We start from the raw sequence: 20,042 nt of genomic DNA, 5'->3' as shown, positions 1-20,042 counted from the left end.
GGAAGTGCTCGGGGTCGTCAACAGTTGACCGTCGCGCGCCGGATGTCGACCTTGAGCTTCGGGGCCCCGTCGACCGGCGCGGGGTCCTCCGGCGTCGGCAGGACACCGGCGGCGGCGACCTTGTCGAGCGTCTTCAGGCCCTCCTCGCTGATCCGGCCGAACACGGTGTAGTTGGGGCGCAGCACCGAGTCCGAGGTGACCAGGAAGAACTGGCTGCCGTTGGTGGCCGGGCCCGCGTTGGCCATCGCGAGCGTGCCGCGCGGGTAGATCCGCCGCTCACCGGTCGGGTCGTTCGGCGCGGGCGGCAGCGTCGTGGGCAGCTCGTCCTTGTACTTGTAGCCCGGCCCGCCCTCGCCGGTGCCGCTCGGGTCGCCGCACTGGAGGACCTTGAGCGTCGGGTACGTCGTGAGCCGGTGGCACGTGGTGACGTCGTAGAACCGGTGCTCGGCCAGGTGCACGAAGCTCTGCACGGTGCACGGGGCCTGCTTGCGGTCGAGCGTCAGGGGGATCGGGCCCTGGTTGGTCCTCAGCAGGACGTCGACCGTGCCGCGGTCGGGGGTGTGCCTCGGGTCGTTCGGGAGGCGCACCGGCCGTGCGGCGGGCTCGTCCGGGGTCTTCGTGTACGCGCACGGGCCGCGGGTCACGTCCGGGCCTCGGGTCGCGTCCGGATCGGGCGCGGCCCCGGCCGCCGACGCGGTGCCCACCAGGAACCCCGCTGCCACGACCAGCGCGACCACGATCTTCTTGCCGTCCACTCAAGTCCTCCTCGTCAGGGCGGCCACCAGTCTTAGTGGACCCCCGGCCGACGCCACAAGGGCCGGTGGTCGGACCCTCGCGTCATCACCGGGGCTGACGACGGGGTGCCGAAGCACGGCTGAAGATCGTCTCGACTCGACGAGCACGGGGAGCAGCAGTGAGACGGGCTTTGGCAGTGGCTTTGGTAGTGACGATGGCGGGAGGAGGTGTGGCGCACGCCGACGCGGCGACCGGCCCGACCTGGTTGCCCTGCGGCGACCGCGGGGCGGAGTGCGCGACCGTGGAGGTCCCGCTGGACTGGGCGAAGCCCGGAGGCGAGCGGATCACCCTCGCCGTCAGCAGGCAGCGCGCGACGGACCGGGCGCACCGCCTCGGCGTGCTGTTCTTCAACCCCGGCGGTCCCGGCGGCCCGGCCGTGTCGGTCGTCCGGGACGAGCCGGACCTGTTCCCGCAGGGGTTGCGGGACCGCTTCGACGTCGTCGGCGTGGACCCGCGCGGTGTCGGCGAGAGCAAGCCCGCCATCGCGTGCGAGAAGCCGCCGATGGATCCCGAGGTCGACCACTTCCCCCGCGACCGGGCCGAGTTCGACCGGCTGGTGGCCTACAACCGGGACGTGGCCGAGGGCTGCCGCCGGGCGACCGGGCCGCTGGTCGACCACGTGGACACCGTCAGCGTCGCCAAGGACTTCGACGCCGTGCGCCGGGCGTTGGGGGAGCGGCAGGTGTCCTGGCTCGGCCTGTCGTACGGCTCGCTGCTGGGCGCCACCTACGCGCAGCTGTTCCCGCGTCGGGTGCGGGCGGCCGTCCTGGACGGCGCGGTCGACCACACCGTCGGCTCCCGCAGGCTGGCCCTGGACGAGGCCGTGGTCAGCGAGGACGTGTTCGCCCGCTTCACGGCGTGGTGCGCGGAGGACACGACCTGCGCGCTGCACGGTCGTGACATCGCCGCGGAGTACGGCAACCTCCTGGACCACCCGCCGGGCGGGGTCACGGCGGCCGAGATCGGCTACGGCATGTACTCGGGCCTGTCGCTGCGCTCCCAGTGGCCACGGGTGGCCGAGATCCTGGTCCCCGCATTGGCGGAAGATCCGGACGCGAGCGCGTTCGCGGGCATCGGCTCGGACGCCGCGTACCGGGTGATCGGCTGCCACGACTTCCCGAGCACGGTCCACGGCTACACCGACCTCGCCGCGCGGCAACGCGAGATCCGCGCCGCGGCCCCGGTGACCCGCGGCTACGTCGAGGGCTGGGACGTGCAGGCCGGCTGCCTGGGCTGGCCGATCCGCGCGGCCAACCCGTGGGGGCCGACGCCGGTCCGCGGAGCCGCGCGCGTGCTGGTGGTCAGCGGCGAGCACGACCCCGCCACCCCGCACTCGTGGGGCGTGGGGCTGGCCGCGCAGATCCGCGGCTCGCGCCTGCTGACGTGGACCGGGGTGGGCCACACCGCCTTCTTCAACGACCCGGACACCCTGGCCGGGGAAGTGCGCCACCTGGTGGGGTGAAACGCGGAACGGGCGCCGGGGGAGTCCCTGGCGCCCGTTCCGGTGCGAGGTCGGTCAGCCGACGATGCGGCGGATGGTGTTGATCGGGCCGATGGAGTCGATCGGCGCGGTCTTCACCGGCACGCCCTCGGTGGAGGCGTGCACGGCGGTGTTGCTGTCGACGACCATGGCGACGTGGCCCTGGTCGGCGTAGTAGATGACCAGGTCGCCCGGCTGCACCTCGCCGCGCGACACCGGACGGCCCAGGACCGCCTGGGCGTACGTGGTGCGGCCGATGGAGATGCCCGCGGCCCGGTAGGAGGCCTGCATGAGGCTGGAGCAGTCCCACGAGTCCGGGCCGTTGGAGCCGAACACGTAGGGCTTGCCGCGCTGGCTCAGCGCGAAGTTCAGCGCCACGGCCACGTCACCGGTGGCGGTGGTGTTGATCGGCGTGTTGGCGCTGCCGCTGTTCAGGGTGTTCTTGGTCGAGGAGCTGAGCGAGCTGTACGCCGCCTTCGCCTCCTTGACGCGACCGTCGAGGTCCGCGGCCTTCTTGTCGATGTCGTCGAGGAGCTTCGCGGCGTCGTCCTTGGCCTTGCTCGCGCGGTCCGTGGCGTCCTTGGCCGACGACCGGGCCTGGTCCGCCGTGGCGACCGCGCCGGACAGCTTGCCGAGGGCCTCGTTGTTGTCCGCCGCGAGCACGCTGATGGCCGACATGCGGTTGAGGAAGTCCTGCTGGGAGTCGCTCACCAACAACGCGGAGAGGTTGTTGAAGCGCGCGCCCTCGAAGGACGCCTCGGTGAGCAGGTCGACCTGGCCGCGGAACTGCTCCTCGGTGGCCTTCGCGGCGTTCTCCGCGTCGGTGGCCGTCGAGAGGTCCGTGTTGGCCTTGCCCAGCTCGTCCTCGGCGACCTTCAGCGCTTCCTGCGCCTTGATGTGGTCGGCGTTGAGGACGTCGGCCTCGTGGGAGAGGTCGTTGTACTTCTGCAGCGCCTCGGATTCGGGGTCGGCGTTGGCGTAGGGCGCCGTGCCGAGGACCGTCGCGGCCACGGCTGTGGCCGCCAGGACTCCCTGGAACATCCGCTTGCGTGGTTGCGACGACACGTCGCGCAGCCTCCTTCGTCGGGTACTTCCCACCTGTGCCCATGCAGCACTGTCACAGTCTGTGCGGCGGTGACCTGGTCGTTTCGCCCATAAGGGCTAGCGACTGGCGCGAAGTCTCGATCAGGTTACGGAACGTCTTGCTTGGAGTCCACCTTAGAGTTTTCGCTGCCCCGAACGGCTCTACGGGAATGCGATCACTCGAAATTACGTTGAACCGGTGAGTTGAAGTGTCAACCTGGAGGACGACATGCCCGCGGTCACCGTCACCGACATCACCAGCCTGGCCCGCATCCCCGAACCCGCCCCGGACGCGGCCGACCGGAAGGTCCGCTCGGTAACCACAGGTCCGCGCGGTTTCGAGGGCGAGGGCTTCCCCGTCCGACGCGCCTTCGCGGGCATCGACCTCGCCGACCTCGACCCCTTCATCCACATGGACCAGATGGGCGAGGTGGACTACGGGCCGGGCGAGCCGAAGGGCACTCCGTGGCATCCGCACCGCGGGTTCGAGACCGTGACGTACATCATCGACGGCGAATTCGAACACGCCGATTCGCACGGCGGCGGCGGCAACATCACCAACGGGGACACCCAATGGATGACGGCGGGCGGGGGAGTTCTCCACATCGAGAAGCCCACCGAGGAACTCGTGCGCACCGGCGGGGTCTTCCACGGCGTGCAGCTGTGGGTGAACCTGCCCAAGGCCCGCAAGTGGGTGGAGCCGCGCTACCAGGACCTGCGCGGCCACCAGTCCGTGCTGCTCGCGAGCCCGGACGGCGGGGTGCTGGCGCGGGTCATCGCCGGTGACGTGGCGGGCCACGAGGGGCCCGGCTCCACGTACACGCCGATGACGATGCTGCACGCCACCGTGAGCCCCGGAGCCCGCGTGCGGCTGCCGTGGCGGCCGGACTTCAACGCGCTGGTCTACGTGCTGGCGGGCGACGGCACGGTCGGCGCCGAGCGGCGGCCGATCTCCACCGGGCAGCTCGCGCTGTTCGGGCCCGGCGACACGATCGTGGTGGACGGCGCGAGCAAGCAGGAGTCGCGCCACGCCGAGATGGAGGTGATCGTCCTGGGTGGAGCGCCGATCCGGGAGCCGGTCGCGTGGGGCGGGCCGTTCGTCATGAACACCCGCGCCGAGGTGTTGCAGGCCTTCGAGGACCACCAGGCGGGCCGACTCGGGAGCATCCCGGCCCAGTACCTGCCCCACGGTGACGTGGGCGGACAGATGTCCTGACCCTGGTGAGGGGGCCGTGGAACGTGCGACGGCCCCCAGCTCACCTGGGGGGTTGGGAGCCGGGGGCCGTGTACACGCCGGGTGCGGTCAGGGGGGTCGACAACACCGGGCAACCAAGAGTCTATGCGGTGAATCGGTTTCGTGTACGCCAACCGCGCGGACAAGCCCATGAGAATTTCCGATCAGCCCGACCGGGCTCAGCTCGCCATCGCCGCGGCGAACGTGCTGAGCGCCTCCCGATCCGGTCGGCTCGTCTTGCTGATCAGGCTCGCGACGTGCTTCTCCACGGTCCTGGGGGAGATGTGCAGGCGTGCCGCGATGGCCTTGTTGCCCATCCGGTTCGCCAGGAGCAGGAACACTTCGAACTCCCGAACAGTGATCCCGAGCACTCTCAACTGGCGCGGAACCTGCTCGGTGCCGGTGCGCCGCTGCTGCACCGACACGCCGACCTGGCGCAGCAGCCCGCGGCACGCGCTGGCGACCGGCGTGACCTGCGCCTGGTGGAAGTACTCCTCCGCGCCGCGCAGCCACGCCACCGGGTCGCCCCAGCCGTCGGCGTGCGCCGCCTCGGCGACGAGCCGCAGCCCGAGGTGCCGGGCGACCGGGAACACGGCGGCGGACTCCTGGGCGGCCCGCACGGCGTCGCCCGCCTCGGCGGTCCTGCCCTCGCGGCCGAGCAGCACGGCGTGGGCGAGGTCGGCGAACACCCGGTTCCACCGCATGCCGCTGGCGGCGGCGCTGGTGATCTCCCGGTAGTGCGGCCACCCCGCCCGGCCCGCGAGCACGCCGAGCAGCAGGTGCAGCCCGTGGCGGCCCGCGAGGTGGAACGTGGTCGGGTTCTCCGCCTCGTACGCCAGCGCCTGGGCCAGTTCGCTCTCGGCCAGGTCGCGGTCCTCCTCCAGCAGCGCGCAGAACGTCCGCGCCAGGCCGAAGCACAGCGGCAGCTCCTGCGAGCCGCCGCCGGACACCGAGCGGAACTCGGCGATGGCCTGCTCCATGGCGGGGCGGTCGAGCCGGTGCGCGGCCGAGGTCGCCTTGACCATCAGCAGGTACCGGGTCAGCGGCGTCATCTGGAGCCGGGAGGTGACCTGCGCGGTCCGCTCCACCAGGTCGGCGGCCTCGTCGTAGGCGCCCACGAGCACCGCGTGCAGCGACCGGATCGCGTCCACGTTGTAGGCGATGGTGATCGCGCCGACCCGCTGCGCTTCCTCACGGGTCCGGTCGAGCGTCGTCGTGGTCGCGTCGACGAGCCAGTCGTTGCCCGCGATCCGCACCATCGCGTACACCTGCTGGATCGGCAGGTCGTACTCCTCGGCCAGCATCCTGGCCTGCTCGAAGCACGCGTTGGCCTCGGCGAGGTTGTTCTCGCGGGCGAGGATGCCCAGCAGCTGCCACGCCTCGCAGCCGACCAGCGGCAGCGGCACCCGCTTCGCGGCGTCCACGGCCCGGCGCGCGAGCACCGCGGCCGCGGCGATCCGGTCCGGGCTCTGGGTGTGCAGCGTCAGCGCCGCCGCGATGGCGTCGACCGGCGCGGTCTGCTCGTCCTCGGCGTGGTTGCCCAGCAGCGCGCGGGCGGCGGCGACCTGGGCCATGCCGTAGTCCCACCGGCCCGCGATGTAGGCCACCCGCGCGAGTTCGATGTGCAGGGTGGCCCGCCGCGGCCGGGCGAGCCCGGCGGCCGCCAGCTCGGCCAGCGTGTCCGCGAGCCGGATCCCCGCCTCGAACTGGCCCGCCTCGGTCAGCGCGGGCAGCAGCGACTCCAGCACGTCCGCGCGGATCTCCGGGTCGACGCCGCTGGTCAGCAGCCGGTTGGCCTGGTCGAGCAGGGTGATCGCGGAACCGGGCGCGCCGCCCTTGAGCGCGCGGCGACCCGCCTCGGCCAGCAGCCTGCCCGCCTGGGCGTCCTCGCCCGCGTCCAGCCGCAGCGACGCCACCAGCGCGCACCACTCGCCCGGCAGGTCGGGATAGGCGATCTGAATGGCGTCGGCCGTTCGGCCCGAGATCTCCGCCCTGTCACTGGGCGTCAGCTGCGCGCGCAGCGCCTCCGCGGTGAGCGGGTGGCGGAAGGCGTACCAGTCCGGCGCGGGCTCGTCCGGTGTCACGAGCTGCGCGGCCACGCCCGCGTGCAGGTGGCTGAGCAGTCCGCGGTGGTCCATGCCGGTCACCCGCTGCACGACCGAGAGCGGGAACCGGTGGCCCAGCACCGCGGCCACCGACAGCAGCTCACGGCCCTGCGGCCCGAGCCGGTCGGTGCGGTGGGCGATGCTGCGCACGAGCGCCGTCGGCACCTCGATCCGCAGCTCGCCGAGCACCCGCCAGCCGTCCGGGCCGGGCACCAGCAGACCGCTGCTGACCATGCCGTGCAGCAGTTCCTCGACGACGAACGGGTTGCCCGCGCTGTCGGCCCACAGCCGGTCCGCCACCTCGGCGGGCACGGCGTCCGGCTCGACCTCCAGGCAGGACGCGGCCATGCGGCGGACCTCGTCGCGGGAGAGCCGCGACAGCTCCAGCAGCACGCCCGCGTCGCGCTGAGCGGACAGCGACACCACGTCCAGTGCGTTGCCGGGCTCGGCGCGGATGGTCACCAGCAGCACCACGGGCTGCTGGTCCAGGTTGTCGGCCAGGTACTCGATGACCGCGAGGGTCTCGGCGTCGGCGTCGTGCAGGTCCTCCAGCACCAGCAGGCACGCCTGCCGCTTGCCGACGATGGACAGCAGCCGCAGCACCGCCTCGGCCAGCACGACCAGCGACTCGCCGTTGTGCTGGCCCTCGCCCCGGCTCCACTCCGGGATGAGCCTGCCGAGCACCGGCTTGTACGGGCCCAGCTCCTCCTCGTCCGGGGCCTCGCCGCCGCGGAACAGCGACAGCAGCGCCTCCGACAGCGGGCGGAACGGGACCATCGGGCCGATCGTGCTGCCGCGGCCGCGGAGCACCCGCATACCGCTGTCGAACGCGCGGCCCGCGGCGACCCGCGCGAGTCTCGACTTCCCCACGCCCGCTTCGCCGACCAGGAACACGGCACTGCCGCGGCGGGCCCTGGAGTGCTCCAGTGCCCGCTCCAGCTCGTGGACTTCCTTGTCCCGGCCGACCACCACCGGCGCGCGGGTCTGCATGAGGCCGACCTTAGCGAGCCGCCGGCGTCCACCGGTTCCGCTATTGGAATGCCGTATGCGCGGCACCGGACTGCCCGCACCCCCAGGGGGCGGGCAGTCCGGTCGTCGAGGGGGTCAGGCCGGGTTGCCGGGGGCGCTGACCGTGGTGAGCGTGGTGGCGCCGAACGCGACGACCGCGAGGCCCGCCGTCAGCGCGAACCCGCCGAGCACCCTGGTGCGCAGGCCGACCTTCGTCATGCTGGACAGCGCCATCTCCCCGGCGGGGTTGGTCTCGGCGTCGAACTCGTCGGTGTCGAGCGCCGGGACGTCGATGTTCATGGCGTTGTTCATCGGAATTCTCTCCTTGAGGGGTTCGTGTTCTACCGGGATTGGAGCAGGAGCACCGAGGGCACCTGGTCCGCGAAGCCGAGCCGGAGCAGTCCGTAGCCGATACCGGACAGCCCGGTGAGCAAACCGGCGGAAGGGACTCCGCCGGGAGTTCCGCAGCGCGCTCCGTACTGCTCGAGCGCGCCGAGCACGAGACCGGCCCGCCGGGTCCGCGCGGCGGCGGCCCGGTCGTGGCCGCGTTCCGCGAGGACCGTCAGCGCCTCCACGACACCGAGCTCGCCGTGGCACAGGCTGAGGTCGCGCAGGGGTTCGTGCACCGCGAGCGCGTTGAGGCACCGGTCGAGGTGCAGCGTGTACGCGTCCAGCGGCTGTTCGGGGTGGGCGACGTGGGCGAGGACCGCGCCGGACAGGCCGGAGCACCAGCCGTGGTCGGCCTCGCCGACGGGCAGCAGCCGCTGCCGCAGGCTCCGGTCGGCGCGCAGCGCGGCCCGTCCGGACACCGCGTGCCGGACCTCGCCGCTCGCGGCGGCGAAGCGCAGCAGCGCCCAGCCGACCCCGGCGGCGCCGCGGGCGAACCCGTCGCCCACGGCGGCCCGCTCGGCCAGCCGGTCGGCGAACCGGGACGCGAGCTTGCCCGCCTGGGGCAGTCCGGTCTCGGCGTGCACGGCCACCATCGCGGCCAGCCCGCCCGCGGCGCCCTCGACCACGGACGACGACTCGTCCTCCAGGTCGGCGGCCAGGTCCACGGACTTGTCCAGCCAGCGGGGCAGGTCGGGGTCGTCGGCCAGGATCGTGGACAGCCGGGCCAGCGCGTAGCTGATGCCGCCGAGGCCGTGGAAGCCGCCGCTGCCGACGGCGGGCGCGAGTGCCGGGTCGGCGGCCATCGCGTCGAGCAGGTGGGGGATCGGCCGCAGGGCGTCGCGGGCGAACTCGGTGTACCTCTCGGCGCCGGTCAGCGCCCCGAGCTGCGCGAGGAACAGCGCGACACCGGTGTAGCCGTTGGACATGCCCGCGCCCATCGGCAGGACGGTCCAGTGCTTGTCGTCCACCAGTTCCAGGCCGAGCCAGTTGACCCGGTTCCCCTCCACGGTGGCGTGCGCCAGGATCTCGTCCGCGATGCCGCAGGCCGCGACCAGCAGCCGCTGCGGGTCCGGCACGCCCGCCGCGACCCGCCCCGGCACCACGTCGGAGCTGCGGTGCACGGCGGCGCCGGTCCGGCCCGCCAGCGACGCGGCGATCAGCCACTGCTGGTCGTGCCGGTCGACCTCGTCCATCCGCTCGACCTTGCGCCGAGCGGCGTCCAGGCCGGTGATCGGCAGCAGGTCGGGGAGGCGGGCGCCGGTCGACGTCCAGACGTCGCGGCTGCCCGGCCGGACGGTGAACAGCGGCACGTCCCCGGCCCACAGGTCGGCCAGCTCGTGGGGGACCAGCGCGCGCAGCAGCGGGTCCTCGCGGGCCTCGGTCCACAGCAGGTCCAGCGCCAGGTCCCGGTCCAGCGCGTCGCGCGCCACGTCCGGGTGCGTCGTCTCGTCCAGCGCGGTCGCGTAGGAGCGGGTGGCGCGGGCGACGAACCGCACCGGCACGTCGGCGCAGCGGCCCAGCAGGTCCAGCAGCTCGGCGCGGTGCGCGCAGATCGTGTCGTGGCCGACGCGGAACCCCGCCAGCAGCGCGGTCTGGTAGTCGCCCGGCTCGGCCTCCACGCCGCCCAGCCGCGGGCGGTTGTGCGCGCCGGTGCTGGGCTTGGCGCGGCGGACCAGCCGCATGGTGTCGGTGGCCGGGTCCTGCCAGTCGACGACCTCGGCCGGGTAGTTCGCGCCGTCGTGGTCGCCGCCCAGGCCGGACAGGTCGAACACGCCGTGGTCGCCCAGCAGCATCTGCGGCAGCAGCGCGGTGCGGGTCACGGAGTCGGCCAGCGCGTTCGCCGCCGGGTCGGTGCTCGGCGCGGCCGTGAGCAGCGTCGGGTGGAACAGGGTCTCGACGTCGATCAGCACCGGCTGGTCGCCGCACGCGATCAGGTTCTCGTAGTGCATGTCCGTGCCGTCCACGGCGTAGACGAGGGCCAGCAGCGCGCCGAGCCGGTGGTAGAACCGGCCGATCCCGCTGACCTCGGAGCACTCCTCGTGCTCGACGAACTCGACCCAGCCGTAGTCCTCGCCGCGCACGACCCGCACCTGCCGCAGGCCGAGGCGGGTGTGGCCGTCCAGCCACCCGAGCATCTCGTTGAAGCGCACGTGCAGGTCGATCGTGCGGGGCTTGTAGACCAGCCGCGACCCGTCGGCGAACCGCAGCGCGCACACCGCCCGGCCGCCGCCGTGCGAGTCGCCGCCGCCGGACTCCACCGCGATGATCGCGCCGGGGTCGACGCCGTCCAGCAGGTCGGCCACGATCCGGTCGCGGTCGGCGGCGAACCGGTCGAGCATCTCGACCCGCGCCGCCGCGGCGTTCAGGCACGTCTGGCCCAGCATCCGCGCGAGCACCGGGTAGCGGCGCAGCAGGCCCGCCAGGTCGACGTGGTTCACGAAGTGCCGGAACCGGTCCGCCGGGGTCGCGCCGACCAGGTCGCCCGCCTGCCGGGCCAGGTTCAGCTCCAGCACCAGCGTGCGGGCGGCGATCCGAACCAGGGCGTTCGCCAGGTGGTCGGTGAACGCGCGGCCCAGCCGCGGGTCCGTGGTCGCCGCGAGCGCCAGCGGCCGGAGCACGTGGGCGAACGCCGCCGACCACGTGCCGCCGGTGAAGGTGGTGCGAGCCGCGCTCGTGGTGGCGCGTTCCACGAACGCGGCCCACTCCGGCCGCCCGGTGCGGGCGGCCAGCTCCGGTGCGGGCTCGGCGAGCAGCGCGGCGAGCCCGTCCTCGTCGAGACCGACGTCCGCCAGACGCCGCGCGAACCACTCGGCGGTGTCGTGCGAGGCCCGCCACTTCGCCAGCCGCGCGCTCGTCCGCCCGGTCGGGGCGGGCGGCCGTTCCGCGAGGCGGAGGCCACCCGCCCACCAGGCGGTGGGCTGCTGCGCGGCGGGTGTCGGGGTCACGGGGTAGACGGTGTCACCCCCACCCCCCGCTCGACATGGGGGCAACGCCCCCAGATTCCCGTCGCGCCCCCGGCGGTCGGTCCCGTCCCAGGTCAGCGGGGAATGTGGGGGTGCCGCACCCATGCCTGCGGCGGTGTGGCGCGGTGAGACTCGGTCCCGCTTCTACCCGTCACTCACAAAGGCCGACGATGGAGCTCGAGAAGAAGAAGTTCACCGTCCTGGTCAGCAGCGTCGCCTCCGATTCCCACACGTGGAACCTCGTCTTCCTCCAGTTGCTGCTGGAGGAGCTGGGGCACCGCGTGGTGAACATCGGCGCCTGCGTCCCGGACGACCTGCTGGTCGAGTCCTGCAGGCTGCACCGGCCCGACCTGGTGGTCATCAGTAGCGTCAACGGCCACGGCCACCACGACGGCGCCCGCGTGATCGGCGAGCTGCGGTCGCGACCGGACCTCGTGGGGCTGCCGGTCGTGATCGGCGGCAAGCTCGGCATCGGCGGCGTCGACAACGCGCGGCACACCGACGACCTGCTGCGGGCCGGTTTCGACGCCGTGTTCGACGACAGCGCCGGTGTCGACCCGTTCCGCGAGTACCTCGGCGCGCTCGGTTCCCTGGCCGCGGTGACCGCGTGACCAGGGGTGTGCGCGACACGTCCACGGCCGTGGCGTTCGGCGACTTCGTCGCCCAGGCGCACGCGGCGGGGCGGCTGGTCGTGCAGCCGAGGATGGGGTTCAGCGATCCGGGCCAGATGCGGTCCGGGCTGATCGCCACCAAGCTCGCCGACGCCACCACGGTCGGCACGATCACGCTCGACAGCTACACCCGCGTCGGCGCGAACGGCGAGGCCAGGCGGGCGCTCGACGAGGGGGTGGCGCTCAACGGCTACCCGATCGTCGCCCACGAGCCCGCGACGACCGCCGCCGTCGTGGAAGGCCTGCGCGGCCGGGGTTTCCCGGTCCAGGTCCGGCACGGCTCGGCCCACCCGGAACCGATCGTGGCCGCGCTGGTCGCGGCCGGGTTCACCGCCACCGAGGGCGGGCCGGTGTCCTACTGCCTGCCCTACAGCAGGCTGCCGCTGCGCGACTCGGTCGACAACTGGTCGCGGGCGTGCGAGCTGCTGGCGGCGGTGCCGGACGCGCACCTGGAGACGTTCGGCGGCTGCATGATGGGCCAGCTGTGCCCGCCCAGCCTGCTCGTGGCGATCTCCGTGCTGGAGGGGATCTTCTTCCGGCGGCACGGGCTGCGCAGCGTCTCGCTGAGCTACGCGCAGCAGACCGACACCGCGCAGGACGAGGACGCCATGCGGGCCCTGCGCAGGCTGGGCCACGAGTTCCTGGACGGCGTGCAGTGGCACGTCGTGGTCTACGCCTACATGGGCGTCTACCCGCGCACCCCGCGCGGGGCGTTGAGCCTGCTCGGCGGCGCGGCCCGGCTGGCGGCCCGCACCGGCGGGGCCCGGCTGATCGTCAAGACCGTGGCCGAGTCCGCCCGGATCCCCACCATCGCGGAGAACGTGGCCGCGCTGGAGCACGCCGCCCGCGAGGCGGAGCGGGCCGGGACGGCGCCGGAGGGCGACGCCGACAGCGCCGTCTACCTGGAGGCCCGCGCGATCGTCGACGCGGTCCTCGACCTGCACCCCGACCTCGGCCGCGGCTTCGTGCGCGCGTTCGAGCGCGGCTACCTGGACGTCCCGTACTGCCTGCACCCCGACAACGCCGGTCGCACCCGCGGCCACGTCGACGGGGCCGGGCGGCTGGCGTGGAGCCGGATCGGCGCGCTGCCGATCGGCCACCTCGTGACCCCGCCCCGCGCCGAGGGCATGACCTCGGCGACCTTGCTGACCGCTCTGACCCACGTGGAGCGGACCTTCGATTCCCCCCAGCTGGAGAGGACCGCGCAGATGACCCCACCACCCTCCCCCCAGGTGCACCTGGCCTCGCCGGTGACGCGCACCGTGATGCGGATCCAGAACACCGCGCTCGCCGCCGCCCGCGAATACCTGCGGGACAACGGGTTCATCGAGCTGCTGCCCGCGATCATCGGCCCGGTCACCGACCCCGGCGGCCGCGGTTCCAAGCAGGTGGACGTCGACTACTACGGCCACCGCTACAAGTTGATGACCAGCGCGATCCTCTACAAGCAGGCGTCGCTGCTCGGGTTCGAGAAGCTGTTCTACATCGCGCCGAACGTGCGGCTGGAGCCGCCGGAGACCGCGTCCACCGCGCGGCACCTGGCCGAGTTCCACCAGCTCGACGTGGAGATCGCGGGCGCCAAGCGCGACGACGCCGTCCAGGTCGTGGAGGACCTGGTCCGGGTCATGGTCGACCGGGTCGTCACGACGATGCCCGGCGAGCTGGAGGAGCTGGGCCGCGACAAGGACGCCTTCGCCGACCTGCTGGCGGGCGCGTTCGGCCGGGTCACGCACGGCGCGGCCGTCGCGGACCTGCGCGGCCTCGGCCACCACCAGAGCGCGGACGCCGAGATCGACTGGGAGGGCGAGGCGATCCTGTCGCACAAGTCCAGCCGTCCCTTCTTCATCACCGACTACCCCAAGGGCTCGCGCGGGTTCTACGACCGCGAGGACCCGGCCCAGCCGGGAATCCTGCAGAACTTCGACCTGATCGCCCCCGAGGGCTACGGCGAGCTGTGCTCCGGCAGCGAGCGGGAGTACGAGTACGCCCGCATCGTCGCCCGGATGCGCGAGTCGGGGGAGAACCCGGCCAAGTACGGCTGGTACCTCCAGATGGTCCGCGAGGGCATCCCGTCCAGCGCCGGTTTCGGCATCGGGATCCAGCGCTTCGTGCGCTACCTCGCCGGACTCGACTCGGTGTGGCAGGCCAGCGCCTACCCCAAGATCCCCGGCGTGGTGTCGGCGTGAGCGGGCTGACGGCACAGGGGTTCCCCGAGGACGCGGTCCGCGCTCGGGCTCGGGACGGCGCCGCGTGCGCGTTCCCGCCGGTCGCCCAGTACGGCCGGGAGCTGTTCGGCGCCACGCCCGGCGTCGTGGTCGACGAGCTGGACGCGATGCGGCTGGTGCCGCCGGTGTTCATGCCGCGGCGGCTGGAGAAGCTGATCGACCTGGCCAGGGAGCCGCTCTACGGCGACGTCGACCTGACCACGGTCGTCGGCGGCTTCCGGTCCACGATGCCGGTCTACCTGTCGGCCTTCGGGTCCACGCAGGTCGCCAGCACCGACCTCGGGCGGGCCGCGAGCAGGCAGGCGGGCGCGCTCGGCATCCCCATGGTGATCGGCGAGAACATCGTGCCCGTCAACGGGTTCGGCAGGCTCGGCTCGGCGGACAAGTCGCTGCTGGAGCGGATCCGCGCCTACGCCGACACCGCGCCGGACGGCTGGGGCGGCGTCGTCGTGCAGCAGAGCACCGAGGACGCCGACGCCGAGGTGTGGAACCTCGTCTACAGCGACCTGTCCGCGCAGCCGCTGCTGGACAGCGGGCGGCTCGCGTTCGAGCTGAAGGTGGGGCAGGGGGCCAAACCCGGCCTCGGCGGCATGACCGTGCTGGACGCCGACAAGGCGGCGCGGATCGCGGACGCGTTCGCGATCGACCCGCTGTTCGGCGACAGGGTGCTGCGCTCCAGCAGCCCCGGCACGTTCACCGAGGAGATCCTGCACCAGCAGATCCGGTTCATGCGCAACAACTTCCCGCGCGCGAAGGTGTGGGTGAAGCTGCCGCCCGCGCGGGATGTCGGCGCGGCCGTGCGGGTCGCGTGGCGGGCGGGCGCGGACGCGGTCACCGTGGACGGCGCCGAGGGCGGCACCGGCTGGGCCCCGTCGGGGTTCCTGGACCACGTCGGCCTGCCGCTGGTCGAGTGCCTGCGCCGGATCGGCGAGCCCGAGGGCTGCCTGCTGGTCACCGGCCGCATGTGGGAGGGCGGCCGGGCGGCCAAGTCCATCGCGCTCGGCGCGCGCGCCGTCGGCCTGGGCCGGGCCGCGCTGATCGCCGTCGACGAGGACCCCGAGGTGGGGCTGGTGCGGCTGGCCGAGTGCCTCGCGCTGGAACTGCGGCTGCTGATCAGCTCGGTCGGCAAGTACGCGCCGTGGGCGCTGGGCGCGGAGGACGTGTGGTCGCGGCCGTCGCCCGAGCAGATCCTCCTGCCGGAGCAGGAGGTGCGGTCGTGAGCACCATCCAGTTCGGGCGGGGCCGCGAGGTGTGGGCCGAGGTCGAGCCGTTCCTGCTGCTCGGCCGGGTCAGCGCCGCCTCGCCCACGCCGGTGGTCGGCACCGCCCGACCGCCGCGGAAGTCGCGTTCGACGGCGGACCTCGTCCTGCTGCCCCACGAGGAGGTCCAGCCGTGACGACCACCGAGTCCACGCCCGTCGCCACCGAGCCCCCGCCGGTGAAGCGCCGGGGCGGCCTGCTGTGGCACCGGGACTTCCGGCTGCTGTGGGCGGGCGAGACGATCAGCAAGGTCGGCGGCACGGTCACGGCGGTGGCGATCTCGCTGGTCGCCGTGGACGTGCTCGGCGCGGGCGGCTTCGAGATGGGGCTGCTGCGGGCGATGTCGTGGGTGCCGTGGCTGCTGATCGGCCTGCCCGCGGGAGCGTGGACGGACCGGATGCGGCGGCGGCCGGTGATGGTGACCGTCGACCTGGTGTCGATGCTGCTGTTCCTCAGCGTGCCGATCGCCGCCTGGCTCGGCGCGCTCACCATGACCCAGCTGCTCGTGGTGACCCTGCTCGCCGGGGTCGGGCAGGTGTTCTTCAGCGCCGCCTACCAGGCGTACCTGCCCACCATCGTGGACAAGGACGACCTGGCCGAGGGCAACGCGAAGCTCGCGGGCAGCGAGCAGGTCGCGATGGTCGCGGGTCCCGGCCTCGGCGGGCTCGTCGTGCAGGCGCTCGGCGCGGCCACGGGCCTGCTGACCCAGGCCATCGGGTTCCTGGTGTCGGCGATCTGCCTGCGGTCCATCCGGGCCCAGGAGCCGCCGGTCGAGCAGAAGGCCGTCAAGACCACCCTGCGCAAGGACATCGGCGAAGGGCTGCGGTACGTCGTGCGCGACCCGTACCTGCGGGTGCTCGCCCTGTGCAGCGCGGTCGACAACCTGACGCTATCCGGCGCGCAGGCGTTGCTGGTGATCTTCCTGTTCCGCGAGGTCGGCGAGGGCCCCGGCACGGTCGGCCTGCTGATCGGCGCGGACGCCCTCGGCGGCGTGCTCGGCGCGCTGATCGCCACCCGGATCGTGAAGCGGTTCGGCACCGGCCGCGCGCTGCTGATCGCGGCGCTCGGCGCGACCCCGTTCGGCCTGCTCATCCCGTTGACCCAACCCGGTTACGGGCTGGCGTTCTTCGTGGCGGGCCTGATGATCCCGTCCATCGGCATCGTCGTGATGAACGTGGTCGTCAACGGCTTCCGCCAGTCCTACTGCCCGCCCCACCTGCTCGGTCGGATCTTCACCAGCTCCCGCTTCGTCGCCTTCGGCGTCATCCCGATCGGCGCGCTGCTCGGCGGCGTCCTGGCCGACGCGATCGGCATCCGCGAGGCCATGTGGGCCCTGCTGATCGCCACCACCCTGGGCAAGCTCCTGCGCCTGCTGGGCCCGTTCCGCTCGCAGCGCGTCCTCCCCACCGAACCCCCCGTCGTGTCGAAAGAAGAGGTGCAGTGATGAGCGGCAACCCGTTCGAGCAGGAAGACGGCGTCTACCTGGTCCTGGTCAACGACGAGCGCCAGCACTCGCTGTGGCCCGCCGCCATCGCGGTCCCGTCCGGCTGGACGACCGCGCACGGCGAGGACACCCGGCAGGGCTGCCTGGACTACGTCGAGGCGCACTGGACCGACCTGCGGCCCGCGAGCCTCGTCGCGGCCATGACCAACTGACCTGATCCCCCCGCCTGTCCTGAGGAGTTGCTGTGATCCCCCTGTCTTTCGCCCAGCGCCGGTTGTGGTTCCTCGGTCAGCTCGGGGAGGGCGTCGCCTACAACGTGCCGTTCGCGGTCCGGTTGCGGGGCGCGCTCAACCGCGACGCGCTGCGGGTCGCGCTGGCCGACGTGGTCGCCCGGCACGAGGCGCTGCGCACGGTGTTCCCGGTCGCCGACGACGAGCCGTACCAGCGGATCCTGGAACCCGGTGAGGCCACGCCGGAGCTGACCGTGCTGGAGATCCCGGAGTCCGGCCTGGCCGACGCGTTGACCGAGTACACCGGCCACCACTTCGACCTCGCCGCCGACCTGCCGATCCGGGCGTGGCTGTTCGGTGTCAACGCCGACGAGCACGTGCTCCTGGTGGTCGTGCACCACATCGCCAGCGACGGTTGGTCCATGGGCCCGTTCCTGCGCGACCTCGGCATCGCCTACCAGTCGCGCTGCGCCGACGACCGCCCGGTGTGGGAGCCGCTGCCCGTCGAGTACGCGGACTACACGCTGTGGCAGCAGGAGCTCCTGGGCGACGCGAACGACCCGGAGAGCCTGCTGGCCGCGCAGCTGAAGTACTGGACCGGGGCGCTGGAGGGGATCCCCGGCGAGCTGGCGCTGCCGGTGGACCGGCCGCGGCCGTCCGCCACCAGCAACCGGGGCGAGGTCTACGGGTTCCGCATCGACGCCGAGCTGCACGCCAAGCTGGCGGACCTGGCCCGCACGTCGAACACGACCCTGTTCATGGTGCTCCAGGCCGGTGTGGCCGCGCTGCTCACCAGGCTCGGCGCGGGCGACGACGTGCCGGTCGGCTCGGTCGTCGCGGGCCGCACCGACGAGGCGCTCGACGACCTGGTCGGGTTCTTCGTCAACACGGTGGTGCTGCGCACGGACGTGTCGGGCAACCCGACGTTCTCCGACCTGCTGGCACGGGTCCGCGAGACGGACCTGGCGGCCTACGCCCACCAGGAGATCCCGTTCGAGCGGCTGGTGGAGGCCATCAACCCGGCCCGCTCGCTGGCCAGGCACCCGCTGTTCCAGGTCATGCTCGTGCTGCAGAACAACAGCAAGGCCGCGCTGGAGTTCCCCGGTCTCGCGGTGAGCCCGGAGATCGTCCGCACCGGCTCGTCGAAGTTCGACCTGATGTTCGGCTTCGAGGAGACCTCGGCGGGCATCGGCGGCGCGATCGAGTACGCCACCGACCTGTTCGACCGCTCCACGATCGCCGCCCTCGCCACCCGCCTGGTCCGCGTGCTCACCCAGGCCGCGGCGAACCCGGACGCGAAGGTCGGCGGCATCGACGTGCTGGACGACCAGGAGCGCCACGTTCTCGGCGTCGCCTGGAACAGCACGGACGTCGAGATCCCGGCGGACCGCTGCCTGCACGAGCTGTTCGAGGACCAAGCGCTGCGCACGCCGGACTCGGTCGCCGTGGTCTACGAGGGCGCGGAGATCCCGTACTCCGAGCTCAACGCCGCCGCCAACCAGCTCGCCCACCACCTGGTGCGGCGCGGGGTGCGGCCCGGCGACCTCGTCGGCGTGTACCTCGACCGCGGCCCGGAGCTGGTCGCGGCGCTGCTCGCGGTGCTCAAGGCGGGCGCGGGCTACACCATGCTCGACCCCAAGTTCCCGGCCGAGCGCCTCACCGGCGTGCTCACCGACTCCGGCGTGCGGACCGTGATCACCCGCCGCGGCCTGGCCGAACGCCTGGACGGCGCGCCGGTCGACTGCGTGCGCACCGACCTCGACGGCTCGCTCATCGGCCGCGAGTCCGCGGACGACCTGGAGGGCCTCGGCCACCCGGACACCGTCGCCTGCGTCATGTTCACCTCCGGCTCCACCGGCAAGCCCAAGGGCGTGGCCACGTCGCACCGCGGCTTGGTCGGCACCTACCTGGGCCAGGAGTACCTGCGCTTCGGGCCGGACGAGGTGTTCCTCCAGTGCTCGCCGGTCTCGTGGGACGCGTTCGCGCTGGAGGTGTTCGGCCCACTGCTCTACGGCGGCACGTCGGTGCTCCAGGCGGGCCAGAACCCCGAGCCCGCGGTGATGGCCGCGCTGGTGGCCAAGCACGACGTGACCGCGTTGCAGATGTCCGCCAGCCTGTTCAACTTCATGCTCGACGAGTACCCGGACGTCTTCAAGGTCGTCCGCCAGGCCATGACCGGCGGCGAGGCCGCGTCGGTGGCGCACGTCGCCAAGGCGCTGCGCGACTTCCCCGGCCTGCGGGTGATCAACGGCTACGGCCCGGCCGAGAGCATGGGCTTCACCACCGTGCACGACGTCGTCGAGTCCGATCTGGCCAGCCACTCCATCCCGATCGGCAAGCCCATCGGCAACAAGCGCGCGTACGTGCTCGACCGCGCGCTCGGCCTCACCCCGGTCGGCGTCGTCGGCGAGCTGTACGTCGGCGGGATCGGCCTGGCGCAGGGGTACGTGGGCCGCCCCGGTCTCACGGCCGAGCGGTTCGTCGCCTCCCCGTTCGGCGGCGGCGAGCGCCTGTACCGCACGGGTGACCTGGTCCGCTGGACCGCGGCGGGCGTGCTGGAGTACATCGGCCGGGTCGACGACCAGGTCAAGGTGCGCGGGTTCCGGGTCGAGCCGGGCGAGATCGAGTCCGCGCTGATGCGGCACATCGACGTCGGCCAGGCGGCCGTGCTCGTCCGCGAGGACCGGCCCGGCGACCAGAAGCTCGTGGCGTACGTCGTCGGCACGGCGGACTCCGGCGAACTGCGGGACCACCTGACCGGGTTGCTGCCGGAGCACATGATCCCGTCCGCGTTCGTCGTCCTGGACGCGTTGCCGTTGACCCCCAACGGGAAGCTCGACAAGCGGGCGCTGCCCGCGCCGGACTTCTCCGCCAACGTCACCGGCCGCAAGCCCCGCACCCCGCACGAGGAAGTCCTGTGCGGCCTGTACCGCGAGGTGCTGGCGCTGGACGAGGTCGGCATCGACGACAGCTTCTTCGACCTCGGCGGCCACTCGCTGCTCGCGACCCGGCTGATCAGCCGAGTGCGCACCGCGCTGGGCGTCGAGCTGTCCATCCGGGCGATCTTCGAGGCGCCCACCGTCGCCGGGCTCGCCGAACGACTCGGCGGCGCGGCCAAGGCCCGTCCGGCACTGCGCCGCAGGGCGAGGTAGGAG

At 73.0% G+C, this 20,042-nt stretch carries 14 protein-coding genes; 9 read left to right on the top strand and 5 right to left on the bottom strand.

The genetic code is table 11. From position 1 onward, the window contains the following. Positions 1-17: 17 nt before the first annotated feature. The gene (locus ACFWW9_RS22190; protein WP_390380909.1) at positions 18-755 is read right to left on the bottom strand and encodes a peptidylprolyl isomerase; all 738 of its coding nucleotides are present in this window, start codon (positions 753-755) and stop codon (positions 18-20) included. Between the two features lie 194 nt (positions 756-949). On the opposite strand from ACFWW9_RS22190, the gene ACFWW9_RS22185 reads away from it, so the two are divergent. Next, positions 950-2,257 (top strand): alpha/beta fold hydrolase, encoded by a 1,308-nt coding sequence (locus ACFWW9_RS22185; protein ID WP_390380906.1) that lies wholly within the window; start codon positions 950-952, stop codon positions 2,255-2,257. Positions 2,258-2,311: 54 nt separating this feature from the next. On the opposite strand, the gene ACFWW9_RS22180 is transcribed toward ACFWW9_RS22185, so the two are convergent. After that, a complete protein-coding gene (locus tag ACFWW9_RS22180) occupies positions 2,312-3,340 on the bottom strand; it encodes an NlpC/P60 family protein (protein WP_390380903.1) in 1,029 nt (342 codons plus the stop codon). Positions 3,341-3,587: 247 nt separating this feature from the next. Between ACFWW9_RS22180 and ACFWW9_RS22175 the strand changes: the two genes are divergently transcribed. After that, positions 3,588-4,574 carry a pirin family protein gene (locus ACFWW9_RS22175; protein WP_390380900.1) on the top strand — a complete coding sequence of 329 codons (987 nt, stop codon included), beginning with the start codon at positions 3,588-3,590 and terminating at the stop codon, positions 4,572-4,574. Between the two features lie 197 nt (positions 4,575-4,771). Here ACFWW9_RS22175 and ACFWW9_RS22170 read toward each other — a convergent pair whose 3' ends face one another. From ACFWW9_RS22170 to ACFWW9_RS22160, 3 genes are all read right to left on the bottom strand, one after another. Beyond that, positions 4,772-7,687: a helix-turn-helix transcriptional regulator gene (locus ACFWW9_RS22170; protein WP_390380897.1), complete on the bottom strand. Its 2,916-nt coding sequence runs from the start codon at positions 7,685-7,687 to the stop codon at positions 4,772-4,774. A 114-nt stretch (positions 7,688-7,801) separates the two neighbouring features. Continuing rightward, on the bottom strand, positions 7,802-8,017 hold the full coding sequence (locus ACFWW9_RS22165; protein WP_390380894.1) for a hypothetical protein: 216 nt from the start codon (positions 8,015-8,017) through the stop codon (positions 7,802-7,804). A gap of 29 nt (positions 8,018-8,046) precedes the next feature. Continuing rightward, on the bottom strand, positions 8,047-11,040 hold the full coding sequence (locus tag ACFWW9_RS22160) for a type 2 lanthipeptide synthetase LanM family protein (RefSeq protein WP_390380891.1): 2,994 nt from the start codon (positions 11,038-11,040) through the stop codon (positions 8,047-8,049). A 188-nt stretch (positions 11,041-11,228) separates the two neighbouring features. Between ACFWW9_RS22160 and ACFWW9_RS22155 the strand changes: the two genes are divergently transcribed. Genes ACFWW9_RS22155 through ACFWW9_RS22125 form a run of 7 tightly spaced genes read left to right on the top strand, consistent with a single transcriptional unit; the run spans position 11,229 to position 20,039 of the window. Next, positions 11,229-11,669, top strand: a complete 441-nt coding sequence (locus tag ACFWW9_RS22155; RefSeq protein WP_390380888.1) for a cobalamin B12-binding domain-containing protein — start codon at positions 11,229-11,231, stop codon at positions 11,667-11,669. Next, the gene (locus tag ACFWW9_RS22150) at positions 11,666-13,915 is read left to right on the top strand and encodes an amino acid--tRNA ligase-related protein (protein WP_390380885.1); all 2,250 of its coding nucleotides are present in this window, start codon (positions 11,666-11,668) and stop codon (positions 13,913-13,915) included. The genes ACFWW9_RS22155 and ACFWW9_RS22150 overlap by 4 nt, the downstream gene beginning before the upstream one ends. After that, positions 13,912-15,174, top strand: a complete 1,263-nt coding sequence (locus ACFWW9_RS22145) for a glutamate synthase-related protein (RefSeq protein WP_390380882.1) — start codon at positions 13,912-13,914, stop codon at positions 15,172-15,174. Before ACFWW9_RS22150 ends, ACFWW9_RS22145 begins: the two co-directional genes overlap by 4 nt. Next, positions 15,171-15,350 (top strand): hypothetical protein, encoded by a 180-nt coding sequence (locus tag ACFWW9_RS22140; protein ID WP_390380879.1) that lies wholly within the window; start codon positions 15,171-15,173, stop codon positions 15,348-15,350. Before ACFWW9_RS22145 ends, ACFWW9_RS22140 begins: the two co-directional genes overlap by 4 nt. Next, the gene (locus ACFWW9_RS22135) at positions 15,347-16,657 is read left to right on the top strand and encodes an MFS transporter (protein ID WP_390380876.1); all 1,311 of its coding nucleotides are present in this window, start codon (positions 15,347-15,349) and stop codon (positions 16,655-16,657) included. The genes ACFWW9_RS22140 and ACFWW9_RS22135 overlap by 4 nt, the downstream gene beginning before the upstream one ends. Next, on the top strand, positions 16,657-16,869 hold the full coding sequence (locus ACFWW9_RS22130; RefSeq protein WP_390380873.1) for an MbtH family protein: 213 nt from the start codon (positions 16,657-16,659) through the stop codon (positions 16,867-16,869). Before ACFWW9_RS22135 ends, ACFWW9_RS22130 begins: the two co-directional genes overlap by 1 nt. A 32-nt stretch (positions 16,870-16,901) precedes the next feature. Further along, entirely contained in the window at positions 16,902-20,039 is a 3,138-nt protein-coding gene (locus ACFWW9_RS22125; protein ID WP_390380870.1) for an amino acid adenylation domain-containing protein, read from the top strand. Positions 20,040-20,042: the final 3 nt, after the last annotated feature.

Origin of the sequence: Umezawaea sp. NPDC059074, assembly GCF_042738955.1 — a bacterium.
Taxonomy (GTDB): Bacteria; Actinomycetota; Actinomycetes; order Mycobacteriales; family Pseudonocardiaceae; genus Umezawaea.
This window is presented reverse-complemented; position numbering and strand designations above follow the sequence as displayed.

Excerpts from the sequence above, each read along its gene's own strand:
- ACFWW9_RS22185 (WP_390380906.1), top strand. The coding sequence starts at position 950 with ATGGCGGGAGGAGGTGTGGCGCACGCCGACGCGGCGACCGGCCCGACC.
- ACFWW9_RS22175 (WP_390380900.1), top strand. The coding sequence starts at position 3,588 with ATGCCCGCGGTCACCGTCACCGACATCACCAGCCTGGCCCGCATCCCC.
- ACFWW9_RS22170 (WP_390380897.1), bottom strand. The coding sequence starts at position 7,687 with ATGCAGACCCGCGCGCCGGTGGTGGTCGGCCGGGACAAGGAAGTCCAC.
- ACFWW9_RS22165 (WP_390380894.1), bottom strand. The coding sequence starts at position 8,017 with ATGAACAACGCCATGAACATCGACGTCCCGGCGCTCGACACCGACGAG.
- ACFWW9_RS22155 (WP_390380888.1), top strand. The coding sequence starts at position 11,229 with ATGGAGCTCGAGAAGAAGAAGTTCACCGTCCTGGTCAGCAGCGTCGCC.
- ACFWW9_RS22130 (WP_390380873.1), top strand. The coding sequence starts at position 16,657 with ATGAGCGGCAACCCGTTCGAGCAGGAAGACGGCGTCTACCTGGTCCTG.